This is a genomic window from Mycobacterium sp. IDUB_21, assembly GCF_055419425.1.
This window is the reverse complement of record NZ_JBVAXQ010000016.1, coordinates 10,615-26,367: the sequence shown is the minus strand read 5'-3', so window position 1 is coordinate 26,367 and position 15,753 is coordinate 10,615. Positions and strand designations below refer to the sequence as shown.

Sequence of the window (15,753 nt, the reverse complement as noted above, 5' to 3'; positions counted from 1 at the left end):
CGCCGTGGCTCATAGCCGACGCATAGCCAAGACCTAGCGGTGTCGGGAGTTTGGCTGCGCACCATGTCAACCATGAGCGAAACACCTGAAACCACCACCACCTCGGCGCCGCCCGGCCCGGTCGAGCCCAAGCCGTACTGGGTCTACCGATTCGCCGCCTGGGTCGCCATCGTCGCCGGGATCGTCTTCATCGTCTCGTCGATCTTCTTCGCCGGCGTCTGGGCCGGCAAGGGAGGCCCGCGCGGGCATCACTGCCATCACGGGCATCACGGCCACCACGCGATGTTCCAGAACGGGTTCCACCAGGGTCCCCAGCGCGGGCCCGGCCCGATGGCTCCTCCGCCGGGTGCGGAAAGCCCGGGACCCAGCGAGGTTCCGCCGTCGGTCAGCCAGCTCCCGGCGCCCAAGCCGGGCCGATAACCAGTCCGGTCACGAGCAACCAGTCGCCGCCCTCGGAGAAGGGCGGCGGCTGGCGTGGTTCTCAGGCATGATTGGGCGAATGACCGAAACACCAGTACCCCAGCCGACGTCACCGCCGCCGCCACCGCCGCAGGCCAAGCCGAATCGGCTGTACCAGGCCGCCGCGTGGGTGGTGATCGTCGCCGGAACCGTCTTCATCGCCGCGGTGCTCTTCTGCGCAGGCGCCTACCTCAAGGATGGCGGTTGGCACGGGCACCATCACGGGCCGTGCATGATGCATCACGGTCCGGCGATGGGCCCGGGCTTCGGGCCTGCCGGTCCGGGCAACGAACCGGGTTGGCCCGGTTTCCGGCCCGCCGGTCCGGGTAACGGTCCGGGTGGCCCGGGCGGGCCGCCACCACCGGCCCCGGCGCATCCGGCGCCGCCGGCCGCCCCGCCGCACCGGTAATCCGCGAGAGCCGTCGAGTGTGCGGTTTCATACGGGTTCTGCCGCTGACGCGAATGAAACCGCACACTCGCGGGCGCTCTGAGTCAACCGCTCTGAGCCCAAAGGCTTTGAGCCAAGCGCTTCGAGTCAAAAGGAGACAGACCGATGACCGAACACCACACCACCACCGATGCCGGCATTCCGGCGCCCAGTGACGACAAGTCGCTGACGGTCGGCCCGGATGGCCCCATCCTGCTGCAGGACCACTACCTGATCGAGCAGATGGCGATGTTCAACCGGGAGCGCACCCCGGAACGTCAGCCGCATGCCAAGGGCGGCGGGGCATTCGGGCATTTCGAGGTCACCGCGGACGTCAGCAGGTACACCAGGGCCGCGGTATTTGCGCCGGGCGCCAAAACCGAGACGCTGACCAGGTTCTCCACCGTCGCCGGCGAACGGGGCAGTCCAGACACCTGGCGGGACCCGCGCGGCTTCGCGACGAAGTTCTACACGTCTGAAGGCAACTTCGACATGGTCGGCAACAACACCCCGGTCTTCTTCATGCGCGACCCGATGAAATTCCAGCATTTCATCCGCTCCCAGAAGCGCCTCGCGGCCAGCAACCTGCGCGACCACAACATGCAGTGGGACTTCTGGAGCCTCTCGCCGGAGTCGGCCCACCAGGTCACCTGGTTGATGGGGGATCGGGGCATCCCGAAGAACTGGCGCCACATGAACGGCTACTCCAGCCACACCTACAGCTGGATCAACGCCGCCGGTGAGATCTTCTGGGTCAAATACCACTTCATCACCGATCAAGGTAACGACTTCCTCCCCCAGGAGGAGGCCGACCGGTTGGCCGGCGCCGACGCCGACTACCACCAGCGGGACCTGTATGAGGCGATCGAGCGCGGTGAGTATCCGAGTTGGACGCTGAAGATGCAGATCATGCCGTTCGAGGAGGCGAAGACCTACCGGTACAACCCATTTGATCTGACCAAGGTGTGGCCGCATGGCGACTACCCGCTGATCGATGTCGGCAAGCTGACGCTGGACCGCAACGTCAGCGACTACCACGCCGAGATCGAGCAGTCTGCGTTCCAGCCCAACAACATGGTGCCCGGCACCGGCCTGAGCCCGGACAAGATGCTGCTGGCCCGCGGGTTCGCCTACGCCGATGCCCACCGCGCCCGGATCGGGACGAACTACAGCCAACTGCCGGTCAACACACCCAAGGTTGACGTGCACAGCTACTCCAAGGACGGCGCCATGCGATTCCGCAACACGACGGACCCGGTGTATGCGCCGAACTCGGAGGGCGGTCCCAAAGCCGACCCGGCCCGCGCGGCCGAAGTGCGCTGGCACGCCGACGGAGACATGGTGCGCGCGGCATACACGCTGCGCGAGGACGACGACGACTTCGGCCAAGCCGGAACTCTGGTCCGTCACGTCCTCGGTGAAGATGAGCGGGAACGACTGGCCGCCAACATCATTGGGCACGTCTCGGCGGGCGTACGCGAGCCGGTGCTGTCGCGGGTGTTCGAGTACTGGCACAACGTCGACCCGGATCTGGGGCGCGCCGTGGAGGCCGGGGTGCGGGCCAACCTTGCCTGACGGTCGGGCCGCCGGCCTGGCATGATCGAGTCCATGAGTATCAACATCGTTTTCGCCACCGAGTCGACCGCGACCGGCGGTGGCCGGGACGGCCACGTCCGCTCCGCGACCGGCCGCATCGACATGGACACCCGCCCGCCCCGTGAGCTGGGCGGCACCGGTGAGGGCACCAACCCCGAGGAACTGTTCTCCGCCGGTTACGCCGCGTGTTTCCTGGGCGCGCTGCGGCTGGTGGCGCGCCGGTCCGCCGTCGCGCTCGACGATGCCACCGACGTCACCATCCAGGTTGCTCTGGGCAAGGACGTCGCCACCGAAGAGTTCGGCCTGACCGGAACCATCATCGGGCATCTGCCGGGTGTGTCACAGGCCATCGCCGACGATCTCATGGCGCAGGCCCACGAGGTGTGCCCGTACTCGAGAGCCACCCGCGGCAACACCGACTTCACCGTTTCGGCGAAGGTTTAACGTGCGGGCCGCCGCGGCGTTGGTGGCGGCGGGCCTGGGTCTGGCCGCCGGGGGCACTGCGGTCGCCCCGGCCGTCGCGGCACGGCCCTCCGAACCGGGCGTGGTGTCCTACGCGGTGCTGCCGAAAGGGTCGGTCGGCAACATCGTCGGAGCGCCGATGGGCTTCGAGGCGGTGTCCGGCCAGCCGTTCCAGGCGTTCTGGGTCGATGACCCGGCCTGCAACAACTGGGCCGACATCGGCCTGCCCGAGGTCTACAACGATCCCGACCTGGCTTCGTTCAACAGTGCCGTCACCCAGACCTCGGCCGCCGACCAGACGCACTTCGTCAAACAGGCGGTGGGGGTGTTCGCCACCGACGACGCTGCCGCTGCGGCCTTCCACCGGATCACCGACCGCACCGCCGGGTGCTCGGGGCGCACCACCGCGATGCACCTGGACGACGGCACCACGCAGGTGTGGGCGTTCGAGGGCGGGCCGGCCGCCGCAGCCGACGCCGCCTGGACCAAACAGGAGGCCGGCACCGACCGGCGCTGTTTCAACCAGACGCGGCTGCGGGCGAACGTGTTGTTGCAGGCCAAGGCCTGCCAGTCCGGCAATGCCGGGCCGGCGGTGAATGTGCTGGCCGGGGCGATGCAGAACTCCCTGGGCCAGTAAACGGGAGTCATTTTGTCGGAGGACTCCGGTAGCGTCGAGAAGATCGATTAGGCGGAGGGGTTGATCTATGGCGCTCGCCGCGGCGACACAACTGTCCCGCGCCGATGAGCCTTGCCCCGGCGACGTTGAACTGTCCGGCGCCCTGGACGCCGCCGAATACATCGCCGACCGCTGCCTGACCGACGCGCCGCTGGGCCGGGTGGGCCTGGAGATCGAGGCGCACTGCTTCGATCCGGCCGATCCGCTCCGCCGCCCGAGTTGGGCCGAGATCGGCGACGTGCTGCAGTCCCCGCCGGCGTTGCCGGGCGGCAGCAGGGTCACCGTGGAACCCGGCGGTGCGGTGGAGCTATCCAGCCCACCTGTGATGGGTGCGGTCGCCGCGATCGAGGCGATGGCCGCCGATCAAGCGGTGCTGCGGTCGGCGTTCGCCGAGGCGGGGTTGGGCCTGGTGCTGCTGGGCGCCGATCCGCTGCGTCCGGCGAATCGGGTCAATCCCGGCGCGCGCTACGCCGCGATGGAGCAGTTCTTCGCCGCCAGTCACACCGGCTCGGCCGGTGCGGCGATGATGACGTCGACGGCGTCGGTCCAACTCAACCTGGACGCCGGTCCGCGGTCCGGCTGGGCGGAGCGGGTGTGGCTGGCACATGCGCTGGGCCCGACGATGGTCGCGATCGCCGCCAACTCCCCGCTGTTGGGCGGGGAATTCTCCGGCTGGCGTTCCACCCGGCAACGGGTGTGGAGCCGGTTGGACTCCGCGCGCTGCGGCCCCGTTCTCGGCCTTGACGGCACCGACCCCGCTTCGGACTGGGCGCGGTACGCGCTGAAGGCGCCGGTGATGCTGGTACAGGCCCCGGAGGCCATCCCGGTCAGCCGCTACGTGCCGTTCGCCGACTGGGCCGACGGGCGGGTGTTGCTGGGCGGCCGCCGCGCCGGGGTCGGCGATCTCGACTACCACCTGACCACGTTGTTCCCGCCGGTACGCCCACGCGGGTGGCTGGAGATCCGCTACCTCGACAGTGTCGGCGACGCGCTCTGGCCGGCGATCGTCTTCACCCTGGTGACCCTGCTCGACGACCCGGCCACCGCCGGCGCCGCCGCCGAAGCCGTCGAACCCGTCGCGACCGCCTGGGACGTCGCCGCCCGGACCGGCCTGGCCGACCCGCGCCTGCACACGGCCGCCCGTCGGTGCGTGGGGTTGGTGGCCGATCAGGCGCCGGCGTCCTTGCGCGACGGGATGGACCGGCTGGTCGGGATGGTCGAACAGGCGCGCTGCCCGGCCGACGATGTCGCCGACGAGGCGGCGAAGACCGGTGTCGCCGCGATGGTGGCCCGGCTGGCGCGAAGGCAGTCGTGAGCAGAGCCGACACGCTGTCCCGCGACTTGGCCCGGGCACGGGACCGCACCCTGGCGCTGGTCGACTTCGACGACAGCGAACTGCACCGCCAATATGACCCGCTGATGAGTCCCTTGGTGTGGGACCTGGCCCACATCGGTCAGCAGGAGGAGCTGTGGCTGCTGCGGGGCGGGGATCCGGCCCGGCCGTCGATGCTTCCGGCGGATGTCGAGGGCCTCTACGACGCCTTCATCCATCCGCGGGCCAACCGCGCCGAACTGCCGCTGCTGGCACCGGAGCAAGCCCGGAAATATTGCGCCACAGTGCGTTCCAAGGTGCTCGACGAACTGGACGCGCTGCCCGACGATGCTGCGGCCGGTTTCGTGTTCGGACTGGTGCTCAGTCATGAACACCAGCACGACGAGACCATGCTGCAGGCGCTGAACCTGCGCACCGGCGCACCCCTGCTCGATGCGGGGCACCCGCTGCCGGCCGGTCGGCCCGAACTGGCCGGAACCTCCGTGCTGGTGCCCGGCGGGGAATTCGTGCTCGGCGTCGACATCATGGATGAGCCGTTCGCGCTCGACAACGAGCGGCCGGCGCACCGCGCCGAGGTAGCGGCATTCCGGATCGGTCGGGTGCCGGTGACCAACCGCGAATGGCGGGCGTTCATCGACGACGGCGGCTACCGCCAACCCCGGTGGTGGAGCGAGCGCGGATGGAACCACCGGGTGCAGGCCGAGTTGACCGCACCGCAGTTCTGGAGCCCAGACCACTTCTCCCGGACCCGGTTCGGCCGCGAGGAGGACCTTCCCGACCACGAACCGGTGCAACACGTCAGCTACTTCGAGGCGCAGGCGTACGCGGCCTGGGCGGGTGCTCGGCTGCCCACCGAGATCGAATGGGAGAAGGCCTGCGCGTGGGACCCGGTCGCCGGTAGGCGACGCCGCCAACCGTGGGGCTGTGCGGAGCCATCAGCCGAGCTGGCCAACCTCGGCGGAGCGGCACTGCGTCCGGCTCCGATCGGGGCGTACCCCAACGGCGCGTCGGCGTACGGGGCCGAACAGCTGCTCGGCGACGTCTGGGAGTGGACGAGTTCACCGCTGCGACCGTGGCCGGGCTTCGCGCCGATGATCTACCAACGCTATTCGGAACCATTCTTCGGCGGCGACTACCGGGTGCTGCGCGGCGGATCGTGGGCGGTCGCGCCCGAGATCCTGCGGCCGAGCTTTCGCAACTGGGACCACCCCTACCGGCGGCAGATCTTCGCCGGTGTCCGACTGGCCTGGGACGTCTGAATGTGCCGGCACCTGGGCTGGCTGGGCAGGCCGCGTTCGCTGGCCGAGTTGATCCTGGAACCGCCGAGCGGTCTGCTGGTGCAGTCCTATGCTCCGCGCCGACAGCGGCACGGGCTGCTCAACGCCGACGGTTGGGGCGCCGGGTTTTTCGACGTCTCGGGAGGTGATGTTCCACGGCGCTGGCGCAGTGCCTCGCCACTGTGGGGCGACACCTCGTTCGCGTCGGTGGCGCCGGCGTTGTCGAGTCATTGTGTGGTGGCCGCGGTGCGCTCGGCAACGGTCGGCATGCCGATCGAGGCGAGCGCCACCGCGCCGTTCACCGACGGAGACTGGCTACTGTCACACAACGGCGTGGTGAACGTCGAGGTGCTGCCCACGTGCGCGGGGGCCGAATCCATATGCGACAGCGCGATTCTGGCCTCGACCATCTTCGAACGAGGGGTGGAGTCGCTCGGTGACGTGATCGCCGAGGTCGGCTCGGCTGATCGGCAAGCGCGGCTGAACATTGTGGCCGCCAACGGTTCCCGAATGCTGGCCACCACCTGGGGGGACACCCTGTCGATGCTGCACGGCGCCGACGGCGTGGTGCTGGCCAGCGAACCCTACGACGACGACCCCCGCTGGGTGGACATACCCGACCGGCACCTGGTCGACGTCCATGACGGCGAGGTCAGTGTCACCGCATTGGAAGGAAGTTGATGATGGGGTTCGATACGGTCGGTGCTGCATCCGGCACGGTCTCGCTGTCCAACCACCTGGCGGCCGACGCTGCCCGCACCGCGCTGTGCGACGACGTCAGATACGGCCTGCGGCAGCATCCGAAATCGTTGCCGCCCAAATGGTTCTACGACGACACCGGCAGCAAGCTGTTCGATCAGATCACCCGGCTGCCCGAGTACTATCCGACCCGCGCCGAGGCGGAGATCCTGCGTGACCACTCTGCGGAGGTGGCGGCGCTGTCCGGCGCGGACACCCTGGTCGAGTTGGGCAGCGGCACCTCGGCCAAGACCCGGATGTTGCTGGACGCTCTGCAGGGCACGGGTACGCTGCACCGATTCGTCCCGTTCGACGTCGACGCCGGGGTGTTGGAGATGGCGGGGGAGGCCGTCGCGCAGGACTACCCCGGGGTGCAGGTGCATGCCGTCTGCGGGGATTTCGAGCACCATCTTGCTGAGATCCCCGCGGGGGGCAGACGGCTGTTCGTGTTCCTCGGTTCCACGATCGGCAACCTGACCGGCGCGCCGCGCGCTGAGTTCCTGGCGAGCCTTGCCGCGGTGATGGGCGATGGTGACGGCCTGTTGCTGGGCACCGATCTGGTCAAGGACACCGCACGGCTGGTACGTGCTTACGACGACGCCGCAGGCGTCACAGCCGCTTTCAATCGCAACGTGCTCGCCGTGGTCAACCGGGAGCTGGGGGCGAACTTCGACCTGGACGCGTTTGCCCATGTGGCGCGCTGGAACGCGACGGATCAGCGCATCGAGATGTGGCTGCGGGCCAGTCACGCTCAGCACGTCGTGATCGGGGCGCTGGACCTGGCTGTCGACTTCGCGGCCGGGGAGGAGATGCTCACCGAGGTATCCTGCAAGTTCCGGCCGGAGCAGGTGGCCGCCGAGTTGGCCGCCGCAGGGCTGCGCCGGCGGCGGTGGTGGACGGACGCGGCTGGTGATTTCGGCGTGTCCCTCGCCATCAAATGAGCCTCGCCGACGCCTGGCGCGCGGCGCGTCCGCCGGTCGCCGGGCTGCATTTGGACAGCGCCGCCTGCTCGCGGCAGAGCTACGCCGCCATGGACGCCGCCGCCCGGCACGCCCGCCACGAAGCCGAAGTCGGCGGCTACGTCGCCGCCGAGGCCGCCGCGCCGGTGCTCGACGCCGCCCGAGCGGCGTTCGCGGTCCTCACCGGCATGGCCGCCGCCGACGTGGCATTCACCACCGGGTCGCGGAATGCGCTGGATCTGCTGCTGTCCCGGTGGCCCGCCGCCGACCGCACGCTGGCCTGCCTGCCCGGGGAGTACGGGCCCAACCTGGCGGTCATGGCGGCGCACGGCTTCACCCGGCGGATGCTGCCGGTCGACGGAACCGGGCGGCTGGTCCTCGAGGTGGCGGCGGCCACGCTCGCCGCCGACCCGCCGGGCCTGGTGCACCTGACCCCGGTCAGCAGCCACCGGGGACTGGTGCAGCCGCTGGCCGGCATGGCCCGGGTGTGCGCGGCAGCCGGCGTCCCGCTGGTGGTCGACGCCGCCCAGGCGCTGGGCCAGATCGACTGCGCCGTCGGCGCCGACGCCGTCTATTCATCCTCACGCAAGTGGCTGGCCGGTCCGCGTGGCGTGGGGACACTGGCGGTACGGCCTGAGCTGGCTAGCGGACTAGCGCCTGAACCGGACCCGGGTGACGTGAATGTCGCTGCACAGGTGGGTTTGTCCGTCGCTTTGGGTGAGTATCTGGCGGCCGGGCCGACGGCGGTGCGGGCCCGATTGGTCGACGTGGGCTCGCTGAGCCGACGGGCGCTGGCGGGATTGCCGGGCTGGCGGGTGGTCGAGCCGGTCGACGAGCCGAGCGCCATCACCACCCTGGCGCCGGTGGCCGGTGCGGACCCGGTGGCGGTGCGCTTCGGCTTGATCTGGAAGCACCGGATTGTCACGACCGCGGCCGGTGTCGAGCGCGCACCGCTGGAGCTGACCGCGCCCGTGCTGCGGATATCACCGCACGCCGACACCACCGAGACGGACTTGACGGCCTTCGCCGAGGCATTGGTGGCCGTGACCGCCGCTCAGTGACCGAACAGCCCCCCGCCGCCACCCCCGAGCAGGCCTCCGCCGCCGCCACCGCCGAACAGGCCCCCGCCGCTGTGACCTCCGCCGAAGAGACCGCCGCCCGGATTGCCGCCGAAGATCCCGCCGCCGGGCTTGCCGCCGAAGATGCCGCCACCCGGATTGCCGCCGAAGATGCCGCCGCCGGGTTTGCCGCCGAAGATCCCGCCCCCGGAGCCGCCCCCGAGGTTGGGCATGGCCGGCCCACTGGGAGCCGGAAATGACGGGAGTGCCGGTGTCTTGGGTGCCGGAAGCGATGGCAGTGCAGGAGAATTGGGCGTCGGCAGGCTCGGCAGGCCGGGCGGGTTGAACACCGGGATCGTTGGCGCCTTGGGGGCCGGCAGCGACGGGATCGCCGGCGCATTGGGGGCCGGCAGTGACGGGATTACCGGCGCCTGCGGAAGAACGGCCGGCGGAGCCGAATTCGGCGGCGAGATCGGCAGACCCGGCAGCTGGAACGGCGGATTGGGGCTGACGGCCGGTGGGTCGGGCAGCTTGATCGGAGCGTCGGGGAGCTGGATCGGCGGATCCGGCTTGACCACCGGCAAGGTCGGGATCTGCACCGGCGGATTCGGCTTGATCACTGGAGGGTTGGGCTTGACGACCGGCGGAATCGGCTTGATCACCGGCGGGCTGGGATTGACGACCGGTGGCTGCGGCTTGACCACCGGCAGGGCCGGGATCTCCACAGGTGGGTTGGGTTTGACGATCGGGGGGATCGGTTTGATCACCGGTGGTTGCGGCTTGACCACGGGTGGGGTCGGAATCTCCACCGGTGGCTGCGGTTTGACGATCGGCGGATCCGGCTTGACCACCGGCGGGGTCGGAATCTCCAGCGGCGGCGCAGGCATCGTGCTGGGCGGTGGGGGCACGGCCGGCAGCTTCGCAGGCAGCCCGAGCAGGAATGACAGATCGGGCAGACCCGATGCGACCGGCCGACTGATCGCGGGCGCCGAGCGGTGCACCGGAAGCGGAGCCGGGGTGAAGATGAACGGGGTTGCGACGGGCGCCGCCGGCGCCGGCATATGCAACGGCGGGCCGAACACCGGGCGCACCGACACGTCGGGCGGCGGCGGAATCGGAACCGACACAGGCGCCGCCGGCGGGACTTCCAGCGGAGGCAGCGGCAGGATGTCCGGCTGACTCATCGCCGGCGGTGGGTCGACGTACGGCTGCAAGGCCGGTTCCTGCAGCTTCGGCGGTGTGAGTGGAAAACTCAGCACCCGACCGATTTCCGGCCGCAACGCGATCAGATTGGGCGTGATATCCAGCGCCATCGACACCATCAGCGCCGAGGCCGCGGCGAACGTGGCGGACGCCAAAACCGCACCGGCAACCAGCAGCGGACGCCGGGCCGGCGGGCCCGCAGGGTGGATGAGTTCGGTTGCGGTGTCGGCCTCGTCGTCGGGAACCGCACTGTAAGCCAGATCGCCGTCATCGAAGGCGGGGATGTCGTAGTAGCCGGGGGAGATGGCACCGGAGTCGGCTTCCTGGGCGTAGGCCAGCGCTGCGGTCGAAGACTCGACAGCCCTCGTCACCCGGGTCGAGGCCATGGCAGCGCCGCGGGCCAAGGCCACCGGTGGCTCCGCGGGCTCACACACCTCGGACCCGAACGTCGCCTCCAGTCGCGGCCTGATCGTGCTCGAGTTGGCCGCGGTGCAGACCAGAAACAGGCCGTCGGGGCAGGTCTCGGGGGTGTTGAGCTGCTGGGCCACGGAGTCGAGAGCGGCGGTGGCATCGCCGTGGTCCAGAACCTGACGGAAAATCCGGGTGATCGAGCCGTCGACGCAGTCGACCACGGCAAGTGTCGCGTCTGCCGCCCCGACCGACAGCAGGCCCATACGTTCACAACCGATTGTCTGGCCCAGGTTGCGGGCCAGGCTCGCGGCCGCCAGATCGGGGGAGACCAAGACGATGTCGTTGAGGTCATCGCGGCCGCCGGCCGCCAGCCGCGAACTCACCGCGGCGGCATCAAGCGGGTCGGTCACGGTCAACCCGGTTGAAACCAGGTGATACCCGGCGGTGCCGGCAGCGTCGCGAGCCTGCAGGATCGCCGCGATCAGCGCGTCGACGGAGGTGAAATCGGTGGTGTTGCCGGTCGGCACATCGAAGCTGTGCGTTTCCAGGATGACGCCGTCCCCGCTCTCACCGCCCACCAGCACGGTGTGGATGGTGGCGGGCGGGCTTGAGGCAAGTGCCACACCGAGAACGACGTCCATTGCTTCTCCGATTCAGTTTTGACCTGCACGTGCCGACTACGGCGACGAGGGCGTCAGACGGCTTCGACGATCCGACCGACACCGTTTGTTCACCAATACGACATCTACCGGTGACACATGGAAATATGCGATTGTGCGAATAAATACTGACTGATGGCTTCGTGAAGACTGTCTAATTTTCTGGATGCGCCTCGATCACAATGCAGTCGCTCCGCGGCGTAGCGCCGCCCGATCCGGGCCGGGTGGGCCATGATGGACGCTGCACCGACCGTGGACAGGAGTCAGACTTGGGCGATTTCGTCGCGTCGATCGACCAGGGCACCACCAGCACCCGCTGCATCATCTTCGATCACGACGGCGCCGCAGTGGGCCGTCACCAGCTCGAACACGAACAGATCCTGCCGCGGGCCGGCTGGGTGGAACATGACCCGTTCGAACTGTGGAACCACACCGCGGCGGTGCTGGTATCAGCGCTGAACACCACCAAGCTGCACGCCTCCGACCTGGCGGCCATGGGCATCGCCAACCAGCGCGAGACGACGGTGGTGTGGAACAAGAACACCGGTCAGCCGTATCACAATGCGATCGTCTGGCAGGACACCCGGACCGACCACATCGCCGCCGCCCTGGAGCGGGACGGCCACGGCGAGGTGATCCGGCGCAAGGCGGGACTGCCGCCTGCCACGTACTTCTCCGGCGGCAAGCTGCAGTGGATTCTGGACAACGTCGACGGCGTGCGCGCTGACGCCGAACGCGGCGATGCCTTGTTCGGCACCTGCGATAGCTGGGTGCTGTGGAACCTGACCGGCGGCCCGCGCGGCGGGGAGCACCTGACCGACGTCACCAACGCCAGCCGCACCATGTTGATGAACCTGGAGACCCTGGACTGGGACGACGAACTGCTGGCGCTGTTCTCGATCCCGCGGGCGATGCTGCCGCGCATCACCTCGTCGTCGTCGCGACGGCGACATGCGGTCACCGTCAGCACCGGGCCGGTGCGCGGCGAAGTGCCGATCGCCGGCATTCTGGGTGACCAGCAGAGTGCCATGGTCGGGCAGGTCTGCCTGTCGGCGGGGGAGGCCAAGAACACCTACGGCACCGGAAACTTCTTGCTGCTCAACACCGGTGAGCAGATCGTCCGCTCTGACAACGGGCTGCTGACCACGGTCTGCTACCAGTTCGGTGATGCCAAACCCGTCTACGCACTGGAGGGCTCGATCGCGGTCACCGGTTCGGCGGTGCAGTGGCTGCGCGACCAACTGGGCATCATCAGCGGCGCCACGCAGGTGGAGTCGCTGGCCCGTCAGGTCGCCGACAACGGCGGAATGTATTTCGTGCCGGCCTTCTCCGGGCTGTTCGCTCCGTACTGGCGTTCGGATGCGCGGGGAGCGATCGTGGGGCTGTCGCGATTCAACACCAACGCGCACCTGGCTCGGGCGACGCTGGAGGCGATCTGTTATCAGAGCCGGGATGTGGCTGAGGCCATGGAGGCTGATTCCGGTGTGCACCTTGGGGTTTTGAAGGTCGACGGTGGTATCACCGCCAACGACCTGTGCATGCAGATCCAGGCCGATGTGCTCGGCGTCGACGTGGTCAAGCCGGTGGTTGCCGAAACCACCGCGCTGGGTGCGGCGTACGCCGCCGGGCTGGGCGTCGGGTTCTGGAAGAGCCCCGCCGACCTTCGCGCCAACTGGCGGGAGGATAAGCGCTGGACCCCGAACTGGTCCGATGATCAGCGCGCCGAAGGTTACGCCGGGTGGCGAAAAGCCGTGCAGCGCACGCTGGACTGGGTCGAGTTGCCCTGAGAATGGCCGCACGCAGGCGGGCGGTGCCCGGCACGCTGGTGGTGCTGGTCGTGGCGGCAGCAATCGGCTGGGCGTGGTGGCACAACGAGTTACCGCCTGCGCCGAGCGCAGTGCCGAACAGTGCGCCGAGCGCCGCGCCGTTGAATCCGGGCTACGACGCCGCCCGCCTGATGCTCGACGCACTGCCGGTTAAAGGGTGGGATCGGTTGCAGGACTTCAAGCGCTTCCGGTTCGGTGAGCGCTGGAGTGACGACGTCGATGTCGAGTTCGGCCACAACGGCTGCAATACCCGTGATGACATCCTGCGCCGAGACCTGATGCAGATCGAACTGCGCCGGGGTACCTGCCTGGTGCAGCGCGGTGTGCTGCACGACCCGTACTCGGGGAAGACCATCGAATTCTCCCGGGGCCCGGAGACTTCCGCGGCCGTGCAGGTTGATCACCTGGTCTCGCTGGCTGACGCCTGGTACAAGGGCGCGCGAGCCTGGGACGACGGGCGTCGCCGCGACTTCGCCAACGACCCGCGCAACCTGCTGGCCGTGAGCGCGCAGGCCAACTTCGACAAGGCATTCCGCGACGCCGCCGGCTGGCTGCCGGCGAACGCCGCGTTCGAATGCGAGTTCGTGGCCCGTCAGGTCACGATCAAAACCGAGTACGGACTCTGGGTTTCGGCGAAGGAGAAGACCGCGATGCATCGGGTCCTTCGCCGCTGTTGAGCCCTACTCGGTCTCCCCGAGGATGCCGTAGACCTCCTTGCGGGCACTGTTGATGATGTCGACGATGCGCTGCTGCTGTTCGGGCGTGGCGGCCTGGCCGGCCTGCGCGACCGCGCCGAAAAGCTGGCCTATCGAGTTGCGCAGGTTCACCTGTCCGGGGTCGGCGCCTTCGGTGATCTCCTCCCACGGCGGGGTCTCGATCTTCTCGGCGACCGAGCGACCGCCCTCGGTCAGCTCGAAAAGCCGTTTCTTGCCGTCGGTTTCGCTACCGCTGATCAATCCCTCGTCGACCAGCATCTGCAGGGTCGGGTAGACCGATCCCGGGCTGGGACGCCAGAGCTGCTGGCTGCGCTCGGCGATCTGCTGGATGATCTCGTAGCCGTGCATCGGACGCTCGGCCAGTAGCGCCAGGATGGCGACCCGTACGTCGCCGCGCCGGCTGCGATTGCCGCGCCGGTGCCCGCGGTGTCCACCCGGGCCGAAGCCGAACCCGGGACCGCCTGGGCCGAAGCCGAACCCGGGACCACCGGGACCGAAGCCCGGACCGAAACCGTGCCGGAAGTCGGGGCCGAAACCGGGCCCGAACTCGGAATCGCCGGGTCCGTGGCCGGGATGCAAGCCGAGTGGCCCGCAGTTATCGGCGGCATGGTCGCGCAGCTGCCTGCGGAACTCACGCCGCGCCTGTCGGCGAGCGATGTGCGCGGCTCGGCGATGATGCGGCGGTGTCGCGGGACCGAACCCGAAACCACCGCGCTGCTCAGGGTCGTCCTCGAAGGGTCCACCGGGTGGACCGAAGGGGAAATTCATTGTCACCTCTTGCTCTCGAACGGAAGCGTCGATCGCTCCCGATACGCTAACGATATATCGAGATCTATCGGTCGGCAAGGGCGGACTGGTGATCAGCGCCGTTCAGCCCGGCGGCGCGAACCTGTTCGAGTTCGACGACGAGTCTCCCGACGGCGGCCAGGGCGTGACGTAGGGCGGACCCGCAGCCGGGTAAAAAGGCCCGGCCTGCAGCCGTGCCAGCTCGCGTTGATGACGCTCGGCGAGCACCGCCGCCAGCACCACTTCCGGCGGGGCATCCGGTGGCGGCGGCGGTGAGATATGCGCCAGCACCTCACCGGAGATCCGGTACGCCATCATCTGCCGGGTGTGGGGGTCGAGCTGCGCCGCGCGGCCGAGGAATTGCCTTGCCAGTTCGGCTGATTCGGGCCGCAGCCCCGACAGTTGCAGCGCGGACGCCCACCAGGCCAGCCCGGGCGGCATCAGCGGGGGCGGCGCCGACGCGGGTCCGCGTTCACTGATCACCACCGTGCCGGCGAAGATGTCGCCGAGGCGCTTCCCGCTCGGCGACAGCAGGCTCGAGATCACCGCCGGGCTGCCGGTCAGCGCCCAGATCTCCACCACCGCCGCCAGTGCCCGAAACAGCGCCTGCCGGAAGCGTTCCGGGCCACCGTCGTCGGACACCACCCGCAGCCCCATCGCCATCTTGCCCAGCGACCGGCCCCGGGTGATGGTCTCGATGGTGACCGGATAGCCGACCAGGAGCAGCACCGCGAAGATGATCATGATCGCAGCGGTCAGGGCGTCATCGAACCGGCCCAGGGTCATCGCCCACAGCACGATCGAACACAGGTAAGCCACCATCACGACGGTGATGTCGATCAGTGCACTGACCGCTCGCACCGGCAGCTGCGCGATCGCAATGTCGAGGACGACGGCGTCACCGGTCACCAGCGCGTGGCTGCGGTTCGGCATAGAGCAGACGCTACCCGCCGATCCGGTGGCGTCGAGGAACTCGTGGCCGTGCTCGCAGTCCTCGCTGTGTCTGATGGCGCGGACCTGCGTCGCCCGGCTCCGCCGTGCTCGCAGTCCTCGCTGTGTCTGATGGCGCGGACCTGCTTCGCCCGGCTCCGCCGTGCTCGCAGTCCTCGCTGTGTCTGATGGCGCGGACCTGCATCGCCCGGCTCCGCCGTGCTCGCAGTCCTCGCT

At 69.0% G+C, this 15,753-nt stretch carries 15 protein-coding genes; 12 read left to right on the top strand and 3 right to left on the bottom strand.

Going from position 1 to position 15,753, the window contains the following annotated elements; all coding sequences use genetic code 11:
- Positions 1-72 precede the first annotated feature (72 nt).
- The 10 genes from ACZYY4_RS20130 (at position 73) to egtE (ending at position 8,988) form a co-directional block, all read left to right on the top strand.
- Entirely contained in the window at positions 73-420 is a 348-nt protein-coding gene (locus ACZYY4_RS20130) for a hypothetical protein (protein WP_463811818.1), read from the top strand.
- 79 nt (positions 421-499) lie between these two features.
- Positions 500-868 carry a hypothetical protein gene (locus ACZYY4_RS20125; RefSeq protein WP_463811817.1) on the top strand — a complete coding sequence of 123 codons (369 nt, stop codon included), beginning with the start codon at positions 500-502 and terminating at the stop codon, positions 866-868.
- A gap of 144 nt (positions 869-1,012) precedes the next feature.
- Positions 1,013-2,461, top strand: coding sequence for a catalase (locus ACZYY4_RS20120; RefSeq protein ID WP_463811816.1), 1,449 nt, complete (start codon positions 1,013-1,015; stop codon positions 2,459-2,461).
- A 33-nt stretch (positions 2,462-2,494) separates the two neighbouring features.
- The gene (locus tag ACZYY4_RS20115; RefSeq protein WP_463811815.1) at positions 2,495-2,926 is read left to right on the top strand and encodes an organic hydroperoxide resistance protein; all 432 of its coding nucleotides are present in this window, start codon (positions 2,495-2,497) and stop codon (positions 2,924-2,926) included.
- A gap of 1 nt (position 2,927) precedes the next feature.
- Complete coding sequence (locus ACZYY4_RS20110) at positions 2,928-3,581, top strand: sensor domain-containing protein (protein WP_463811814.1); 654 nt, start codon at positions 2,928-2,930, stop codon at positions 3,579-3,581.
- Positions 3,582-3,648: 67 nt separating this feature from the next.
- A complete protein-coding gene (gene egtA, locus ACZYY4_RS20105; protein ID WP_463811813.1) occupies positions 3,649-4,935 on the top strand; it encodes an ergothioneine biosynthesis glutamate--cysteine ligase EgtA in 1,287 nt (428 codons plus the stop codon).
- Complete coding sequence (gene egtB, locus ACZYY4_RS20100) at positions 4,932-6,212, top strand: ergothioneine biosynthesis protein EgtB (RefSeq protein ID WP_463811812.1); 1,281 nt, start codon at positions 4,932-4,934, stop codon at positions 6,210-6,212. The genes egtA and egtB overlap by 4 nt, the downstream gene beginning before the upstream one ends.
- On the top strand, positions 6,213-6,911 hold the full coding sequence (gene egtC, locus ACZYY4_RS20095; RefSeq protein WP_463811811.1) for an ergothioneine biosynthesis protein EgtC: 699 nt from the start codon (positions 6,213-6,215) through the stop codon (positions 6,909-6,911). It begins immediately after the preceding gene.
- Positions 6,911-7,909: an L-histidine N(alpha)-methyltransferase gene (egtD, locus tag ACZYY4_RS20090; protein WP_463811810.1), complete on the top strand. Its 999-nt coding sequence runs from the start codon at positions 6,911-6,913 to the stop codon at positions 7,907-7,909. The genes egtC and egtD overlap by 1 nt, the downstream gene beginning before the upstream one ends.
- Positions 7,906-8,988, top strand: coding sequence for an ergothioneine biosynthesis PLP-dependent enzyme EgtE (gene egtE / locus ACZYY4_RS20085; protein WP_463811809.1), 1,083 nt, complete (start codon positions 7,906-7,908; stop codon positions 8,986-8,988). Before egtD ends, egtE begins: the two co-directional genes overlap by 4 nt.
- Here the strand turns inward: egtE and ACZYY4_RS20080 are convergent.
- Positions 8,982-11,240 (bottom strand): DUF7159 family protein, encoded by a 2,259-nt coding sequence (locus ACZYY4_RS20080; protein ID WP_463811808.1) that lies wholly within the window; start codon positions 11,238-11,240, stop codon positions 8,982-8,984. The two genes, egtE and ACZYY4_RS20080, sit on opposite strands and share 7 nt — an antisense overlap.
- A 287-nt stretch (positions 11,241-11,527) precedes the next feature.
- On the opposite strand from ACZYY4_RS20080, the gene glpK reads away from it, so the two are divergent.
- On the top strand, positions 11,528-13,045 hold the full coding sequence (gene glpK, locus ACZYY4_RS20075; RefSeq protein ID WP_463811807.1) for a glycerol kinase GlpK: 1,518 nt from the start codon (positions 11,528-11,530) through the stop codon (positions 13,043-13,045).
- Between the two features lie 2 nt (positions 13,046-13,047).
- Positions 13,048-13,761, top strand: coding sequence for an HNH endonuclease family protein (locus tag ACZYY4_RS20070; RefSeq protein WP_463811806.1), 714 nt, complete (start codon positions 13,048-13,050; stop codon positions 13,759-13,761).
- Between the two features lie 3 nt (positions 13,762-13,764).
- Here ACZYY4_RS20070 and ACZYY4_RS20065 read toward each other — a convergent pair whose 3' ends face one another.
- On the bottom strand, positions 13,765-14,568 hold the full coding sequence (locus tag ACZYY4_RS20065) for a PadR family transcriptional regulator (RefSeq protein ID WP_463811805.1): 804 nt from the start codon (positions 14,566-14,568) through the stop codon (positions 13,765-13,767).
- Between the two features lie 102 nt (positions 14,569-14,670).
- Positions 14,671-15,519, bottom strand: coding sequence for an RDD family protein (locus ACZYY4_RS20060; protein ID WP_463811804.1), 849 nt, complete (start codon positions 15,517-15,519; stop codon positions 14,671-14,673).
- Positions 15,520-15,753: the final 234 nt, after the last annotated feature.